Source organism: Acetobacter senegalensis (assembly GCF_001499615.1).
Classification (GTDB): domain Bacteria; phylum Pseudomonadota; class Alphaproteobacteria; order Acetobacterales; family Acetobacteraceae; genus Acetobacter; species Acetobacter senegalensis.
In genome coordinates this window covers 385,459-402,744 of record NZ_LN606600.1, presented here as the reverse complement: position 1 = coordinate 402,744, position 17,286 = coordinate 385,459, and the positions used below count along the sequence as shown (strand labels likewise).

General features: G+C 55.7%; 13 protein-coding genes and 2 tRNA genes. 8 read left to right on the top strand and 7 right to left on the bottom strand.

What is annotated here, in order from left to right:
• Positions 1–47 precede the first annotated feature (47 nt).
• The 3 genes from upp to ASN_RS01710 form a co-directional block, all read right to left on the bottom strand.
• Positions 48–701, bottom strand: a complete 654-nt coding sequence (upp, locus tag ASN_RS01720; protein WP_006557962.1) for a uracil phosphoribosyltransferase — start codon at positions 699–701, stop codon at positions 48–50.
• 180 nt (positions 702–881) lie between these two features.
• Positions 882–1,139, bottom strand: coding sequence for a hypothetical protein (locus ASN_RS01715; RefSeq protein ID WP_039903735.1), 258 nt, complete (start codon positions 1,137–1,139; stop codon positions 882–884).
• Between the two features lie 101 nt (positions 1,140–1,240).
• Positions 1,241–2,311 carry an NAD(P)H-dependent flavin oxidoreductase gene (locus ASN_RS01710; RefSeq protein WP_058987024.1) on the bottom strand — a complete coding sequence of 357 codons (1,071 nt, stop codon included), beginning with the start codon at positions 2,309–2,311 and terminating at the stop codon, positions 1,241–1,243.
• Positions 2,312–2,697: 386 nt separating this feature from the next.
• Between ASN_RS01710 and ASN_RS01705 the strand changes: the two genes are divergently transcribed.
• The 5 genes from ASN_RS01705 to ASN_RS01685 all read left to right on the top strand — a co-directional run bounded on the left by ASN_RS01705 (position 2,698) and on the right by ASN_RS01685 (position 5,297).
• Positions 2,698–4,164, top strand: a complete 1,467-nt coding sequence (locus tag ASN_RS01705) for a glycosyltransferase family 4 protein (protein ID WP_058989051.1) — start codon at positions 2,698–2,700, stop codon at positions 4,162–4,164.
• 70 nt (positions 4,165–4,234) lie between these two features.
• The gene (gene gpt, locus ASN_RS01700; protein ID WP_006557967.1) at positions 4,235–4,720 is read left to right on the top strand and encodes a xanthine phosphoribosyltransferase; all 486 of its coding nucleotides are present in this window, start codon (positions 4,235–4,237) and stop codon (positions 4,718–4,720) included.
• Positions 4,721–4,777: 57 nt separating this feature from the next.
• A tRNA-Pro gene (locus ASN_RS01695) sits at positions 4,778–4,854 on the top strand.
• Between the two features lie 22 nt (positions 4,855–4,876).
• Positions 4,877–5,182 carry an ETC complex I subunit gene (locus tag ASN_RS01690; protein ID WP_006557968.1) on the top strand — a complete coding sequence of 102 codons (306 nt, stop codon included), beginning with the start codon at positions 4,877–4,879 and terminating at the stop codon, positions 5,180–5,182.
• A gap of 38 nt (positions 5,183–5,220) precedes the next feature.
• Positions 5,221–5,297, top strand: a tRNA-Arg gene (locus ASN_RS01685).
• Between the two features lie 231 nt (positions 5,298–5,528).
• On the opposite strand, the gene ASN_RS01680 is transcribed toward ASN_RS01685, so the two are convergent.
• Positions 5,529–6,461 (bottom strand): hypothetical protein, encoded by a 933-nt coding sequence (locus ASN_RS01680; RefSeq protein ID WP_058987023.1) that lies wholly within the window; start codon positions 6,459–6,461, stop codon positions 5,529–5,531.
• A gap of 652 nt (positions 6,462–7,113) precedes the next feature.
• Here ASN_RS01680 and ASN_RS01670 point away from each other — a divergent pair.
• Together ASN_RS01670 and ASN_RS01665 are read left to right on the top strand one after the other, a co-directional pair.
• Entirely contained in the window at positions 7,114–8,874 is a 1,761-nt protein-coding gene (locus tag ASN_RS01670; protein WP_058987021.1) for a glycosyltransferase family 2 protein, read from the top strand.
• Positions 8,875–8,954: 80 nt separating this feature from the next.
• Positions 8,955–10,730 (top strand): M28 family metallopeptidase, encoded by a 1,776-nt coding sequence (locus ASN_RS01665; RefSeq protein WP_058987020.1) that lies wholly within the window; start codon positions 8,955–8,957, stop codon positions 10,728–10,730.
• 7 nt (positions 10,731–10,737) lie between these two features.
• On the opposite strand, the gene ASN_RS01660 is transcribed toward ASN_RS01665, so the two are convergent.
• Entirely contained in the window at positions 10,738–11,184 is a 447-nt protein-coding gene (locus ASN_RS01660; protein WP_058989050.1) for a DNA polymerase III subunit chi, read from the bottom strand.
• 312 nt (positions 11,185–11,496) lie between these two features.
• On the opposite strand from ASN_RS01660, the gene ASN_RS01655 reads away from it, so the two are divergent.
• Positions 11,497–12,354, top strand: coding sequence for an aldo/keto reductase (locus tag ASN_RS01655; RefSeq protein WP_058987019.1), 858 nt, complete (start codon positions 11,497–11,499; stop codon positions 12,352–12,354).
• Between the two features lie 170 nt (positions 12,355–12,524).
• On the opposite strand, the gene ASN_RS01650 is transcribed toward ASN_RS01655, so the two are convergent.
• Both ASN_RS01650 and ASN_RS01645 read right to left on the bottom strand, forming a co-directional pair.
• Complete coding sequence (locus ASN_RS01650; protein WP_058987018.1) at positions 12,525–15,635, bottom strand: TonB-dependent receptor plug domain-containing protein; 3,111 nt, start codon at positions 15,633–15,635, stop codon at positions 12,525–12,527.
• A gap of 490 nt (positions 15,636–16,125) precedes the next feature.
• Entirely contained in the window at positions 16,126–17,229 is a 1,104-nt protein-coding gene (locus ASN_RS01645; RefSeq protein ID WP_058987017.1) for a S1C family serine protease, read from the bottom strand.
• Positions 17,230–17,286 lie beyond the last annotated feature (57 nt).

Below are 17,286 nucleotides of genomic sequence, written 5' to 3'. Positions count from 1 at the left end.
CCGCCTTTCACCTGTGTAAAGGAGAAAGGCGGAGGAAGCGTGACGGTCTATTTGGTGCCGAACAGCCGGTCGCCCGCATCGCCCAGGCCGGGGCGAATGTAGCCGTGTTCATCCAGCCCGCGATCAATGGCGCAGGTAATAACCGGCACATCCGGGTGGTGTTCTTTCAGGCAGGCTATGCCTTCCGGGGTGGAGAGCAGGCATACAAACAGCAGCCGCTTTGCTCCTTTTTCCTTCAGGCGTGTCAGGGCGGCGGCCGCGCTGTGCCCTGTGGCGAGCATGGGGTCCACCACCACGCACCGGCGGGAGGAAATCTGGCTGGGCAGTTTGAGGTAATATTCCACCGCTTCCAGCGTTTCCGGATCACGATACAGGCCGATATGGCCAACTGGGGCAAACGGCACCAGATCCAGCATGCCATCCAGCAGGCCGTTGCCCGCGCGCAGAATGGAGATAAAGCACACATCCGGGCCCGCAAGCTGTTCTGCCTGCATGGTTTCAAGCGGGGTGGTGATCTCCACCGTTTCCATGGGCAGGTCCCGCGTGGCTTCATAGCACATCAGCAGGCTGAGTTCCCGCACCAGACGGCGAACCCCTGCTGTTGAGGTTTCCACCTTCCGCAGACGGGTGAGTTTATGCCGGATGAGGGGATGGTCCAACACAATAGGGGAGGACGCAAAGGGAGAAGGCTGTGTTGTCATGCCCGCTCTTTTAGCGGCAGACGCGTGGGGGCGCTATGGCAGAAAAGCCGCGCATGCAGGCAAAATTTCCCCTCTTACCCGTTTCGATATGAGAAAGACTGGAGGGGAGAGGCGTTTTGCTCTTCCCCTACAGTCTCAGGGCCATTCTGCTCAGGAGGCCGGAACCCGACGAATCGGCATTTAACGGTGACGCTGTGATGGCCGCTGCGGCGTGGTTGCCGCGCCAACCGCGGCTCCCGTGGCTCCGCCCGCCAAAGCCCCTACCGCCGCCCCACCGCCGCCGCCCGCAATGGCGCCAATGGCCGCGCCGCCCCCTGCGCCAATCAACGCGCCGGAGCCAGCGCGGGCACCTGTATTATAACGGTCTCCGCACCCGCCAAGAGCTATCACTATTGTCAGAATGGCAGCGGTTGCGACGTTCTTTGAGATCGCAGGCATGGTTTTTCCTTTGTTCCGCCAGTGCAGGCGGCTCTTTCGGCCGCTCTGTGTGTCATCAGCAAGTTTCATAACTGTATAAACAGATTTTGCAGGAAGACGTTTCATGACAAAGCGGAAAACCATTGTTTTTCCAGCGTTTGAGCCGCCTCTCTCAGCTCCGTTTTTAGCGTTGTCGCCAGATCGGCAAGGCTCATATCCCTGCCCAGATGCACAGCCTGTCCGGCCCAGAGGGAGAGATGTTCTCCATCCTGCTGGGCAGAGGCCCGGCGCAAGGGCTGGGTCAGGGCATTTTGTATGGGGTAGGGCAGTGTCGGCTTGCCGCGCCCGGTTCTTAAAAAGTCATTCTGCAGGCCGCGGGCATAGCGGCCGGAGAACGCGTTTGTCAGTTCCGTGCTTGTGCCAAAAGGCTTGTTCAACAGAGCAGCGCGATAGGGCGAAGGCAGGGAGAGGTCACTGCTGGGCAGCAAGGCCGTGCCGATCTGGGCCGCGCAGGCCCCAAGGGCCAAGACCGCCAGAATGGCCCCGCCCGTGGCAATGCCGCCTGCCGCAATAAGCGGAAGCGGCACAGTACTACGGATTTCCTGAAGCAATGGCATAAGCCCCATGCCTTGATCCTGCGCGGTCAGAAAGCTTCCCCGGTGCCCTCCGGCTTCAATGCCCTGAGCACAAATGGCATCAGCCCCCACTTCTGCCCACGCCAGCGCTTCCGGTGTGCTGGTGGCCGTACCGACCACGGCGATGTTGCAGGCATGGCACGCAGAGACCTGCTCCTTGGAAAGCAGGCCAAACGTGCAACTCAGCACGGCAGGCGCTTCCGCAAGAACAGCGTCAAACTGGGCAGGGAAGGACGGTGCAAATTTCTCCGGAATGGAGAAAGGAACGTTGTGCCAGGCATACAGATCAGTCAGCCAGCTAAGGGGTGCGAGATCGGGCGTTCCCGAAGCGGGGTCTTCCAGCACGAACAGATTGACGCAGAAGGGGGCCGGCGTGGCGGCGCGAATGGCGCGGATTTCCTGCCGGATTGTTTCTGGCTCCATCATGCCAGCCCCCAATGCCCCCAGAAAACCAGCCTGAATGGCCTTAACCACAACCGCACTGCCTGAAACGCCAGCCATGGGCGCCTGAATGACCGGAAAGTCAGGGGCGAGGAGGCTGGATATGTGAGCGACCATCAGATGACCTATAAGGTGTGTAAAATATATACCTATTGTAACGTGAGCAGCCTTGTAAATGTTCCCCAGAGGGGCTGCTTGAAAAGTTACAGGGTGAGGTCAGGAAGAGGAATTTGAAGCCTGAAAAGGCGGATATAACGGCGCGATACGGGGCTATCAGGACAAAAGAAGCCCGTGCTTTCTGTTTCAAAAATCTTGCGGGGCCGCTTTGGCAGGCTGTTCAGACAGCCTCGACGCTTAAAGGAACTCGATCAGCCGCATGCCCCAGCTTTTATTCCCCTCAACCGGAGGATATGGCAGAGACAGGGCTGAAGAGAGAATGGTGGAACTGGCGCAAGGGCAACGAGCGACCCTTTGCGCAGAGGGTAAAAAAGGGAGCGTGTTTCATGCAGCAGGAACCAGTGCGCATCTGGATAGATGTGGAAGACCTGTTTGTATATGCCCGCACCGCCACGCGGCCCAGTGGTATACAGCGTGTGGTTCTGGAAATCTGCCACGCCTTGCGGAATGATGCCCACATATGGCCCGCCATTCGCTTTGTGCGCCACACTCCCACAGGCACGGACTTTGTGCCGGTGGCGTGGGCGGAGGTAGAGGCCATCAGCGTGCGTCTGGCAGGGGGAGCCGCTGCGCAGGTTACGGGGCAAATGGTGACAGCAGGCACCGCCCAGAACGCGGAGCACGTTTCCCGCTTGCGGCGTATGGCGCAACACATCCCGACCTCCCTGCGGGTTCCGGCAGGCCAGATGGTGCGGAGCCTGCTTGCGGCGGGGCAGGCGCTCGGGGCTTTAGGGCAAGCTTCAGGCACGTTTGTAAAGGATGTTGCGCAGGCCGAATGGCGCAACCGTCAAGGCCGAGGGAGCCCCGCGCAAGAGAACGGTACATTCACGCCAAGGGCAGGCGATGTTGTGCTTACGCTTGGTGCCTCTTGGACGCATGCGGCTTATGGGGCGTTGTTGCATCGCAGCAAAGAGCGTTACGGCGTGCGTGCGGCTGTGTTGGTGCATGATCTGGTGCCCCTGCTGTGGCCGGAGTGGTGCCGCCCCGGTCTACCATCCGTTTTCCGCCGGTGGTACGCAGCCGTTTTGCCAGAGTGCGACGTCATTTTTGCGAACTCCGAGGCCACGCGGCAGGATGTTCTGGCGTATGCCGCGCAGCACGCGCAGACTGTGAGGGCGCCCGTTATCACGCTTCCCATGGGCAGTGGATTTGTGACGAATACAGCGCGCCCAACAGCGGAAGAAGCACGTCTTGTGGCCGGATTGGGGGCATATGTGCTGTGTGTCGGCACGCTCGAAGCCCGGAAAAACCATGCTGTATTGTTCCGCACATGGCGTCGGCTGTTACAGGAACGCCCAGCCGAGGAGGTGCCCAAACTTGTGCTGGCGGGGTGCCAAGGCTGGCTAGTGGATGATCTGATGCAGCAAATCCGTAACAGCGTCTGGTTGGAGGGGCATGTGGTGTGGGTGGACGCGCCATCTGATGCGCTGATGGCTCATTTGTATCAGAATTGTCTGTTTACGGTTTTCCCTTCTTTTTACGAGGGGTGGGGCCTGCCGGTTACGGAAAGTCTGGCATGGGGAAAAGCCTGCCTTATCTCTGATCGCTCCTCTCTGCCCGAGGCCGGTGGCGGGCTGGCAGAGGCGTTTGATCCGGATAACGGCACGGACCTTCTGGCGCGAATCAGACGCTGGTTGGATGACCCACAGGCATTGGCGGCACAGGAAGACGCTATTCGGGCCGGATTCAGGCCTGTTGCGTGGGGGAATGCCGTTGATGTGCTGAAACAGGCCCTGCTGACAGAAAAAACGCCCGAAAAGCCGGAAACGGGTTTGCAGCAAAGCCGCCACTAGTGGCAGAAGGACCGCGGACGGGCCGGGATCATCTGGTCACGATAGATATTGAGTAGGGAAGAAGCGCCAGATGGCCGTAAATTACGCGACTGTCACGTGGGATCAATTGCACCGGGATGCCCGCCTGCTGGCTGAAGAGCTTGTGGCGAACATGCCGATCAAAGGCATTGTGGCCGTAACGCGTGGCGGGCTGATTCCGGCTGCCATTATTGCGCGTGAACTGAACTGCCGCCTTGTCGAAACCATTTCCGTGGTGACGTATGATGAGGAAGAACGTGGTGAGCCGCGTATCATCAAAGCACCGGAAGCTGCTGGTGATGGTGAAGGCTTTCTGGTGATTGATGATCTGGTTGATTCCGGTGTCACCGCCCGCGTGGTGCGGGAACGTCTGCCCAAGGCCTATTTTGCCTGCCTGTATGCCAAACCAGCCGGCAAAGCGCTGACAGACCGTTTTGTGGTGGAAGTGCCGCAGGAAACCTGGGTTCTGTTCCCGTGGGATACGGCGCCGCTGTTTGTTCCGCCGCTGGCCAGCAAGCCGATTGAAAGCGATAGCTGATTTTTTACCGTTATGGGCTTGCCAGCCGGAAGAATGCCGCTTAGGTTCCGCTGCATTCGGGGCGTGGCGCAGCCTGGTAGCGCGCTTGTTTTGGGTACAAGAGGCCCCCGGTTCGAGTCCGGGCGCCCCGACCATATAACATCTGGAGGCATTGTGATGCCGGCACGGATTTACAGGCAGCCTAAGCCAGCAGGTCAGTCAGGATTGGCAGGCACGCGGGAGTGGGTGTTTGAATATGGGCAGAGCGCCCCACGGCATCAGGATAGCCTGATGGGGTGGACTGGCAGCAGCGATACGCGTGCCCAGCTTAAGCTCTATTTTTCAAGCTGTGATGACGCTGTAGCCTATGCGCAGCGGGAACATATCGCGTTTGAGGTTGAAAAGCCTGCAGAACGGATCCGTTCTCCTAAAGTCTATGCTGATAATTTTGCTTCTAATCGGATTCAGAACTGGACCCATTGATTTTCCGGTTATTCCTCGGTATCCGGAACGAACATCACGCGCCCTTAGCTCAGTTGGATAGAGCAACAGCCTTCTAAGCTGTGGGTCGCTGGTTCGAATCCAGCAGGGCGCGCCATTCTTTTTAATGGACCCGAACAAGATAGGTGTCCTTGAAGGATACCTGTCTTCCTTTCTCCTGATAAAGTATTTTCCTATCTGCAAGCGCAAAGCATCCGCCAGGTTGCCTGTGTGTATGGCGGTGGGCATGTTACGCTTCAGGAAAATAGGTCGTTTGCCGTAAAGCCCTTTTTCTGGTGCAGAAGCTTCCGCAGAGGAGCGAGATATATTCGCTCCGTCTAAAAGGCCTTCATTCAAGGAAAAGGTTTTTGTCGCTTTTGAAATACTCTTGAAAAAGCGCCCGGTTACTTTTCTCAAATCGTTTGAGAAAAATCTCTTTCTCTCTGGTGTCTGATTTTTGGGGTGATGGCCCCGGTATCTGGCAAACAAGCCAGATCAGCCTGTCTCTTATCCATGAATACTGCCCATTCTTCCTGTATCTGGGAAAAATCCTGTTAATGAGTCGTGCAACGCGTATTTGAGGCTGAGAGAGACTTTTATTCGGTCTTTCTTTCCCGAAATGGAACTCTGTTTTGTCGGGAAGGTGAGGGTCAAGGAAAGATAGAAAATCTTTCCTCAAATCATATCCTCGCCAGTTTTTTTGTTCAAAAAGTCTTGGGTGAATGTTTTTCTGGCCGAATTGATCGGCCCATTTTGAAAGCATTAAATGGTAATTATAATAAGGAACACTGTCATCCACATCATCCTGAAACAAGGCGTAAGGTGTGGTTTCTCCGTGTTTGATGGCCGTGCTGAACAGGCTGTGCCTTAAAGAATATTGATCCCGCAGATAGCAGATGATTTTTATCTCTGAAAATAAAGGTTGAAGAAATAATTTGAGGTTTTCAATATCTTTCGGATCTTGCAGACGACTGTGAAAATGTTCGGAGCTTATGACTAAAACGGTATGGTTTTTCCGTAACCTCTCAATTTCTTGGCTGAACCGTTCCAGAAAGCCGGTAAAATAATCTGCTTTTCCTTCTTCAGTCCTGATGCCTCGGTCCCACATGGCGTCATCCAGATAAGACTGGAAATAGCTGCATAAAGCCCGGTTATTATTGCACCATAAGACGTGGCTGAGTGCGATACCGTGCCCGGAGAGTGCAGCTTCATTCTGGTACAGCCAATCCTGAATGGCTGTTGATCCGGTTTTTTCCGTGCCGATGTGCAGGATACATTTCACCTGCTTAAGCCCGAATACGTTTTTGAAGGAAAGGGATGCGCTGCTTGTGTTTGTAAGTCATGACAATTTTCGCCATCAGAACCACGAGAGTTCTAGACAGACATTAAGGCTGAGATGGTGCTCATTTGTTTCTGATATGAAATTAAAGCTGATAAATATTTCTCTGGTATTGTTGCGTGGTTGTTTGTGGAGAATAAATTCAATGGTAATTTGATGTATTATTTAGAATTGTATGTAGATAATTAAATTAAAAATACAAATTTAAGTCATTATTATGTGATTTTCTCAGGTAATATCGAAGAGGGTCTCAGAAAAAAGAGTCGCACCTTCGGAGGGAGCTTTCCCAAACAGGCTCAACGTTCTGAGGGGGCTTGATGGTCCGGCCAAGGTGTGCGTTCGTTGTGTGGTGTGTCAGCAGGGCATGGGCTTTGCGTCCTTGAGAAGCCGGGTGCGGGAGCGAACAGTCCTGCCAGGGTTAGAAAAGACCCCCGTTGCCTTTAGGACGTTTTGCTGCGTGCTGAGAAAGTGCTCTTTTGATTTTTTTCAAACGGTTGAAAATATGCTTTTTCAAGCAGCGTTTCAGGCTCTGTGGTAAACACAGGCCCGCCTTCGTGCGCCGCCAGGTGGTTTGATCAAAGGGATAGTCGTTTTCATGCTCACTGTTCTGCATACTCTTATTTGCCCTGAAGCAGATATTGAGCATTGCGCGGAAATGTATTTTCGCGGCGGCATGCCTGGCGTGGAAGCTTCAGGAACAGGGTTCTCCTTGCCTGATAATGTGCTTCTTTCAGCCGATACGTTTTATAATGGTCTGTCTGTCGGGAAGTGGAAAAGTCTGGGCACGATCAACTCGTTGAGTCTGATGCTTCGGGTTCGGGGGCAGCTTGTGCTGGAACTGTGGCACCATGCTGCGGATGGGGCATCATCCTGCTTGCAAACCCATGAATTTGAGGAGCCGCAAGCCCGCACTCATGTGCTTCCCGTTTCGGAATGGTCCGGTATGGCGGAAGGCATGCTCTTTCTACGCCTGAAAGGGAAGAAGCAGGCTGTTGTAGAGCAGCTTTGTTTTGCCACCGATGCTCCGCCATTGATGCAGCCAAAACTTGGTGTGGTTATCACGCATTTCAACCGTGTTGCGTACGTCACCCGTTCCATTGCCCGTGTGCGGCAAGCATTGCTGTCTGATCCTCGGTATCAGCAGGTTATTGATTTTATTGTTGTTGATAATTCGGACACTCTCGACCCGACTGAACTGAAAGGGGCGCAGATCATTCCCAACCAGAATTATGGGGGGAGTGGCGGCTTTGCACGCGGGCTTCTGTATCTGAAAGATCAGAACACCTACACACATTGCCTGTTCATGGATGATGATATCTCGTGCGAGGTGGAATCCATCAGGCGCGCTTATGCTGTGCTCTCTTACAGTCCAGACCCAAAGATCGGGTTGGCGGGCGTGTTGCTGGATGCACAAAAACCTTGGAGCGTGCAGGAAAAAGGGGCGGAGTTCCATCAGGGCCTGTTTCGTCCACTGCACCAAAACGAGGAAGTCCGATCAGTTTCGTCTTTGCTGGCGCTGGAAAAGGACAAGGGAAATCCGGTGTATGGCGGATGGTGGTTTTTTGCCTTCCGGCTGGATGCGGTGGACTACTATCCGTTTCCGTTTTTTGTGCGCGGGGATGATGCTCTGTTCGGGCTGATCAACCGCTTCAATGTGTTTACGCTGAATGGTATTGCCTGTTTTTCAGACCATTTTCTGTCCAAGGAAACTGCGTTCACGCGGTATCTGGGGTTCCGGGCGTCTCTGGCCGTATTCCTGATGGAAGACGGTGGGAGCGTTACAGCAGCGCTGAAACTGCTGTCTGCCAGCTTCCTGTGGTGCGCGCTTTCATACCGGTATCAGAGCGCAAAGGCCATCACTCTGGCATTACGGGACGTGAGCAAAGGTGTTTCCTTCTGGCGGCGTACGCTCACTTACCCACCAAGCCTGAAAGAGATTGGCCGGGAACAAAGCCGGGCGGAAGAGGCCGCTTATTTCACGGCTCATCCCTTTGTGGAAAAGGCGGGTTCTGAATCACGGTTTCGTAAAATGGCAAGGGCAGCCACGTTGAATGGTCACCTGCTGCCAGATGCGTTCATGCGTAAAGCGCCTGTTTATGTCGGGGAGTATACGCCGGGCCTGTTGTCTTCCGTTTTTTTGCGTCAGCGGGTGATCTATCGCAAATACGAAACGCAGAGCGTGTTTGAGGAACAACTGAACAGAAAAACGTTCTGGGACAATGTCTGGGCGTTCGCATGGCATGCCGTGTGGTTTGCCGTGCGTTTTCGTGCGCTTGCCCGTGAGTACCGGGTAAACGCCAAACAGTTGTGTTCGGAACATTTCTGGCGGAGTGTTTACGCTCAAAAGAAGCCGTAAGCGCTTGTGTCTTACACAGGTATGCTATGGTTCATTACACATGAGGCATTATTTTATCTGAGCAAGAATTGAGGATAGACATGACGCAAAGCACGGCAGGAACAGACCGCACGGTGTATTGGGAAAAATCTTCTCGCAAGAAATCACGTGCTCGGGCGTGGCATCGTGCGGCGGCACTGTGCCTGACCACCGCTCTGGCTGTATGGGGTGGTGGTGTGCCGGGGGCCGTTGCTGCGTCTGAACAGCAGGTCTCTCCCAAGGCGTATGCGCCCATAGATCCGCAGCGGATGTCTGATGTGATGCGTGTTCTTGCGTCTGATGCCTTTGAAGGACGCGCTCCCGGCACGCAGGGGGAGGAGCGGACTGTTGCATGGCTGATAGAACAGTATCAGAAAATGGGGCTGGAACCGGCAGGGGAAAACGGAGGCTGGACGCAAACTGTGCCATTGCTGCGCACCCGTGTGGGCCAACCTACTGTTTCCGAGGTACGCTTTCTCAAGCAGACGCTTCCTTGGCAGCAGAACAAGGATATTTATGTCTCCACGGTGCGGCCGGTCAAACAGATCGCGCTGAGCAACGTGCCCATGGTGTTTGTCGGTTATGGCGTGCACGCACCAGAGCGGGGATGGGATGATTTCAAAGGTGTTGATCTGAAAGGCAAGGTTGCCGTTTTTCTGGTCAATGATCCGGATTTTGAAGCAACGCCCCAAGATGCCGCCTATGGTCGCTTTGCTGGCCGAGCCATGACCTATTATGGCCGCTGGACTTATAAATATGAGGAAGCTGCCCGCAGAGGGGCCGTTGGGGCATTGATTGTGCATGATACGCCCGGAGCATCCTACGGTTGGCAGACCGTTATTGCCCCCGGTGGGGAAGCCTTCGATATTGTGCGTAATGGTGATGACCAACCTGTGTTGATGCAGGGCTGGATCTCAGGAGAAGCAGCGGAAAAGCTGTTTGCCGCTGCGGGCCTTGATCTGGCTGTGGAACGTGCCAAGGCACGGCAGACCAGTTTTGCGCCAGTTACGTTGAAAGACGCCACGTTTTCTCTGAAAGTGCCGGTACAGACGGAAAACCTGAAAAGCCAGAATGTTCTTGCAAAAATAACCGGCGCAAAACAGCCTGATCAGAGCGTGATGTTTGGCGCACATTGGGATGCCTTCGGCACCAGTACCAATGCCGAAGGCCAGATGGTGATGCGGCGCGGCGCGATTGATGATGGTTCCGGCATTGCGGGTGTTCTGGAAATAGCACGTGCGTTCAAGGCTGGGCCACAGCCGGACCGGACTGTCGTGTTTGCTGCGTGGACAGCGGAAGAGCGCGGGCTGTTGGGCTCAGTCTGGTATGCCACACACCCCTTGGTTTCTCTTGAGAAAACGGCAGCCAATTTTACAATGGATGTTTTGCAGATGGCCGGACCATCCCGCACGGCGTTTATGGTTGGCGCGGGCCAGAATACGGTTCAGGAGGATGTAGCGGCAGCGGCCCGGCGGCAGGGGCGTGTCATGAAGCCGGAAGCCATGCCGGAACGCGGGGCGTTTTATCGGGCGGACCACCTGCCGTTTGCGCGGGCCGGCGTGCCCGTTGTAGCCATGATGGATATGGCCGGTTATCCTGATCTGCTCAAAGGGGGTGTGCCCGCAGGCAAGGCATGGCTGGAAGGGTACATGGCCTGTTATCATCAGGCGTGTGATGCCTGGAGCCCTGACTGGGATGTGCGCGGCGCTGCGGAGGACGTCGCGTTGCTCTATCGTGTGGGGCATGATCTGGCGTTTTCGCAAAAATGGCCGCATTGGAAACAGACATCTGAATTTGCGGCCATTCGGGATGCCAGCAGGGCCACGCGCGGGGATTAAGCGTTTCTCAGCGCGCCCGTTTCCAGCCTTTGTCTTCCTGCCGCCAGTAGGCCAGTTCATGCCCGGCGGCTTTCAGGCTGGACCAGCGGGTGCGGGCTGCAGCCACGGCGTCTTCATCATGGCCGTCGAACAGATCAAAAATCCGGTCAAAGCGGGCGCAGTCCTCACAGGCGCGGCTTTCCAGCAGAAACAGGAAAGGGGCGTTGTTCGGGGTATCGTCTTCCAATGTCAGCCAGATGGGCTGGCGCTCCGGCAAAAGCACTCCCGCGCTGCCATGGGGGAGCCATGTGGGGGAGGAGACTTTCCAAAGGGCTTTATCCACATTGTCCAGCGTGGCTTTGCTGGCGCACCACACGGCGGCTTTCTGGCCGCTGGCCAGCGTGCGTGACAGAAGCTGCGGCAGGGCTTCTGTCACACTGGTGCGGGTAAGGTGGTAAAAGCCGATCTGCGTCATGATCCCGGGTGTCCTGTGCTCTGGCGGGCGGAGTATAGCAATCTTGCTGATGGACAGAAGGGGGGACGGTGTTTTGCGCCCTGCGTGAAAGGCCCGGGTTCTCCCATGTGTGACAGACATGCGAGCGTCCCTGTGGGGAACGATCTTTTTCCGTGTGCGCTGGCATAGCATGAAATGACTGATGGCGTGCGCAGACCATAGCCCTCAAACCCGAGGCGCAGCCCATGCAAGAAGCCGGTTGAACGGCCTTATGGGGTTGCCGGGAAGAGGGATGATCTGCGCGCGCCGTGTGAACAAGGAAGATGAGACACCATGCAAAAGACCGTCACGCTGGCCGATGGCACTGTTTTGCCTGCACTGGGAATGGGCACCTGGAACATGGGGGAAGGAGATGCAGACAAAAGGCGGGCGGAAATGGCCAGCCTTCAGTATGGCATAGATGCCGGGCTGAAACTGGTTGATACCGCTGAAATGTATGGAAGTGGCCGCTCTGAAAGCTTGGTAGGGGAGGCTCTTTACCGCGAGCGTGACAAGGTTTTTCTGGTGACAAAAGTGCTGCCCTCCAATGCTTCGGAAGAAGGAGTGGCCAAGGCCTGCCGCAATTCCCTCCGCCGCTTGGGGACGGACTGGATTGATCTTTACCTGCTTCATTGGCGGGGCGGCGTGCCGCTTGAAGAAACGGTGCAGGGGTTTCGCAAGCTCAAGAAGGAAGGGCTGATCCGGAACTGGGGTGTTTCAAACTTTGATGTGGAAGACATTCTGGAACTGGAAAACTATGTGCAGCCCGGTGAGTGCCAGGTGAACCAGATTTTATACAGTCTGGAACATCGCGGTGTTGAATATGACCTGCTGGATGCTGATCGGTACCGCAATATCGTGACAATGGCTTACTCACCCATCGGGCAGGGTGGAGCCTTGTTGCAGAACAAGGCGCTTCAGGCGGTAGCCAAGCGGCATAAGACCTCAACGGGCCCGGCAACAGCCGCGCAGATTGCTCTGGCATGGGTGCTGCGGCAGCGGAACATGATTGCCATCCCCAAGGCAGGGTCTATTGACCATCTGAAGCAAAATATTGCCGCGCAGGAAATCACGTTGAACGATGCCGATCTGGCTGAACTGGACCGCGCATTTGCACCGCCGGAAAAGAAAGTTTCTCTTGAAATGATCTGAGAAAAACGAAAACCAGTCACCCCTGTCCGCGTAGATAGTGGCCCAGACAGGGAGCTGGCATTTGCACGCCTGGCCACCAGTGATAAGCACGGCAGTTCTTGCAGGGGGCCGATTTGAAAAAAGCCTGGTTAAACCAATAAAGAGCGGTTTAACCAGGCGACGTTGGTTCCTCAGAGCGTGACGTTCACACCGAACTGGAAGGAGCGGACGACAACCCCTTTCTGAGACCAGGAGGAGTTGTAAAGGTAAGAGCCGTATGTTCCGAAATCATACGGAGAGCGGAACCCGAGCAGGTTGTAAACCGTGGCATAAAGACGCCATTTCCGATTGATGTTGTAGCTGACATTCAGGTCAACATCCCACCAGTTGCGAATATGGCACTGTGTGGTGGGGGCGGCGGAACTGCCCACCAGCAGATTGGCGCTGTCCGCGCAGCTGCGGGTGCCGGGGCCGTTGGTGTCTTCAGCAACGTTCTTGTAGCCGCTGGTGTAATATACGGTTGGCGTAACAGACAGGTTTTTCCAGATAAACGTGTTGGACCAGTTGGCACGCCAGCGTGGTGTACCGGAAGCCGCAACCGCGTTATAGGGGGCCAGTGTGCCCGCCCAGTGCTGTACCTGCCCATCAGCCATGGTCAGGTTGAAGGAGCGCACAAAAGTTGCCTGCCCTATACTGATCAGTCGGACATCATGCAGGATGCCGGGCAGACGGGTATTGGCGTTAATCTTCATGTCAACACCATCTGTTACCAGACTTCTGGTGTTCACATAGCCAAGGTTCACCATGTAGGGGCGGACTTGCCCTGTTGGGTTCTGGGCATCCACCAGGTCTGGTGTCACGCTTACGCCGCTGGGGAGTGCGGCATCTCCGCCAGCAAGCCAGGCGTTGGCAATGGTGGAGGCACCAAGCGGATTAGCTGCGATGTAGCGGTTCTTTTTGATGTAGTAGTAGCCAAAGGTCAGGTTCAGCCAGTTGGTCGGGCGGATGACGGCATCACCCGTGAAGTTGGTGGAAATTTCCGGCTTCAGGTTGGGGTTGCCAGCGGTGTTCTGCCCCAGAGAATACGCCTGAGCATAGCTGTTGGGTGTGCCGTTGGCGTTCAGATGCTGGTTGATGAAGTTCTGGTTGGTGATGTTGTATGTGGTGTACGCCACGTTCATACCGTTGGTTTCCGCAAAGCTGGGCACGCGGAACCCGCGGGAGAACGTGCCGCGCAGTGTGAACTGCCTGACAGGCGTGACGCTGAGCGAGGCTTTGGGAGAATAACGGCCAAAGCCTGCGCCCTGTGCGTAATGGTCATATCGGCCAGAGATGTCCGCAGTTACCATCTTGTGGAACGGTAGCCCCAGTTCCCAGTAGCCGGCTTCTACCCAGCGGCTGCCTTGCGCGTTGAAAGGGTTGATGTAGCCCGTCCACTGGGCATCTGGGTTGTTGCGGTCATAGGGGTTTGCGCTTGGGTCGTTCAGGGCTTCCCAACGGATATTGCCGCCAATGGCCAGATTGGCCATGCCGCCCGGCAAGTGGAACAGCCCTTTGGTAACATGCATGTCACCTGAATATTCCTGAGAGCGGGCGTTCATCACGTTCTTCGGCGCAATGGAGTTCAGGACTGCTTCACTGTTTTGGGAGGGATCAACAAAATTGTAGGTCCCGTTCAGGATGGCGTTCTTTATCCCTGCAATGGTTGGTACGCCGGTAATGGTCTGCTGGAGCATGGTGTTCATGCCCGTGAAATTGACATCCCAGTTCCAGTCAGACCCCCAATGAGACGCTGCCGAGCCAGTGTAGCGCAGGGCCCCGCGAAAGTTCTGGCTGTACTCATTTGTGGTGGGCATCAGATCACCAAATTTGTAGTAAATCTGGGCTTCTTGCCCCTGTGCCGCAAACGGGTTGTTGGGGTTCAATTCCCCATTGGGTAGGTAAACTGGCAGCGGGGTGCTGTATGTATCAGCATTGCGGGACTGAGAATATGCACGGGCGTTATACGGTGTTCCCGTAAACTGGGAGAGCGCCTGTGAGTAGGTGAACATCGCAGTGAACTGAGAGCGCGGGGTAACATCCACGGTCAGGTGGGCTGTAGCGCTGATACGCCGCAGCGAGGGGGAAACCTGATAATAATCCTTGGCAAGATTTTGCGAACACGCCTGGCTGGTGCCAGAAGCCCCCGCTACGGAGCCTGTCACGACGGAGCCGTATTTGCCGCAGCCTGCGGCCTGATTGAGAAGCTGCCACGCGCCCGTGCCGCCATCGCTACCGTCACTGGGGCGTACAAGGGCTACGGGCGTTGCCGCAAAGTTGGAAATACCACCCGCACCGTCTGAGACGTTGGTGATGCCGTTGATGCCGCCCAGGCCAGAAAGATCACTGGTGTTGTAAGGATAATTCAACTGCCGGTTATAGATGGCGTCATCCTGCTGGTATTCGGAGTTGACGTAGAAATTGTAGCCATCCTTGTGCAGATCACCCACGCCATAGGTTGCGTACAGTTTCTGGTGCCCGCCATAGCCGCCCTGTGTCAGGCCGCCTTCAGCGTTTCCTTCAAACCCTTTGATTTCCTTGCGCGTAACATAGTTGATGACCCCGGCCACAGCATCCGCACCGTAGAGGGAGGAGCCTGCGTCTTCCATGGTGTCCACTGTTTCCATAATGGAAGAGGGCATCCAGTTGGTATCAACAAAGTTCCGCTCTCCATCATCAGAAAGCGGATAGTAGGACAGGCGCATGCCGTCCATCAGCACCAGGGTTGAGTCGGTGGAAAGGCCACGCAGGGAAGGGGCGGAGGCCCCGCTTGCAAACGCGCCGTTGGCCGAAAAGGAGTTGGTGAGTGTACCCGATCCGTTGGAGGAGAGGGACTGCAAGGCGTCCGTCACGTTGGCAAAGCCACGGCGCTGCATATCCAGGCGGGAAATACGTGTGATGGGCGACATGCTTTTCAGGTTCGGGTCCCGAAACAGCGAGCCCACAACAGTCACGTTTTCCTGTTCTGGTTCTGGTGCCTTGATGGATTTTGCTTTTGCAATGGTTGCGCGCGCATTGTTCGGCGCGGCTGCCGGGGCGGCAGGTGTGGCTGGCTTGGGTGTGGCTTTTGCCTTGGTGGCGGCACGGGCTTTTTTGCTTGGTGCAGGCTGGGCTGTAGAAGCGGCAGGGGCAGCCGTGCTGGCCGTTTGGGCGTAAGAAGCTGAAGAAAAGACAAAGCTGCTCATGGCTGAAACAGTCAGCAGGATTAGCTTTTTATTATAGAGACCACGGGGGGGCTCGTGGCTCAGAGGGTACACGCCCATATAGTCTGTCTCCCGAGCTTGTAGCGGGTTTACGTTACGTTATTGAGTTGTTTTTCTTCGCGCATCAGAACAGAGCGTATAATATTGAGGAGAGGGAATACTGTATTCTTCCTGTCCAGAGGCAAGTATTACTTTGCGGAAGGACGGAAGGCGCGAAAAAGTTCTCAGGCAATACATGCCTGCTCCAGATAAAGTACATTCAGTTTTGATGTGCAACGTTCTGAAATTTAGGAAGAGATCAGCCATTCAGTCAACACGCGTTAGGTATGCAGAAAGATAAAAGCTGCGCCCTGTTGCAAAGATGAAACAGGGCGCCTTGATCGTGCCCTCTTTATGTCAGGGTTGAATCAAAAGAGATCTGTGATGAAATCTAGATGAATAGAACAGCAATTTTTGAGATTTTGAGCGCGCGAAAATTGCCTCAGCATGTGTGCAGAGGGTTCTGAGACCAGATTTTTTTGACCATTTGGTAAAAGCGGGAAGAGGCGACTCAGTCTTCCGAGCGTGGGCGGCGGCCGATATGCACTGTCAGCACCACCGGCTGGTTTTTACGCTGTACGGTAACCTGAAGGTCACTATTGGGGCGGGCAGCGGCAATGGCGCGAATCATGCTGCGGGCCGTATCCATATGTTCGCCCGCCATGGCGGTAATGATGTCACCTTTTTTCAAACCCCCATGTGCGGCCGGGCCGTTGCGGTCCACTTCTGCCACCAAGGCGCCGTTATGGGTGATGATGTCCTCCAGCGTGGCGCCAAGCCAGCCCCGGTCAAGGTGGCCGTCATGCCAGAGCGAGTTGACAATGGGGATGACAATTTCGGACGGAATGGAAAATCCAAGCCCCACGGAGCCTCCGGTCGGGGAGACAATGGCGGTATTCAGCGCAATCACCTGCCCGGCCAGATTGAAGGTGGGGCCGCCGGAGTTGCCGGGGTTGATGGGCGCATCAAGCTGAAGGAAATCATCAAACGGCCCGGTGCCGATGTCCCGCCCGCGCGCGGAGACAATGCCCGCCGTAACAGATGAGCCCAGACCGAAGGGGTTGCCGGCTGCAACAATCCAATCCCCCACCTGCACAAGGCGGCTGTCACCCCACTGCACATAAGGCAGGGGGGTGTTGCTCTGAATCTTGATGACGGCAATATCCGTCAGGGTATCAATACCAAGAAGCTGGGCGGTGTATTCCTTGCCGTCCACCAGGGCGACGGTGATTTTGTCTGCATCTTCCACCACATGCCCGTTGGTGACGATCACGCCGGATGGGTCAAGGATAAAGCCTGAACCCGCGCCCAGCACTTCATCGCCATGCCTGCGCATCCGTTCACGGAAGCGGCGTTCTAACGGTGTGCCTTTGACGGCGGAAGGCAGTTTTTTCCGTTTGTCAGAATCGGAATCCCGCGTCACGGCAATATTGACAACCGCAGGCACAACCTTGCGCACCAAGGGCGCAAAGGAAGTGGGGCCGGGCGGGGCGACCAACGGGACTGCAGGTGCAAAGGTGGGCAGAGGTTGCGCCTGGGCAGTGCCTGCTATGCTCGGTGTTGCGGGCAGGCAGGTGGCAGCAAGAACAGGCAGGCTGCGCAGGAGTGTCTTCATCGTGCCGTGGTCAGGTTTCCAATCATGGTTACTTCTGCCCTTGTTTCCTGCTCTGAC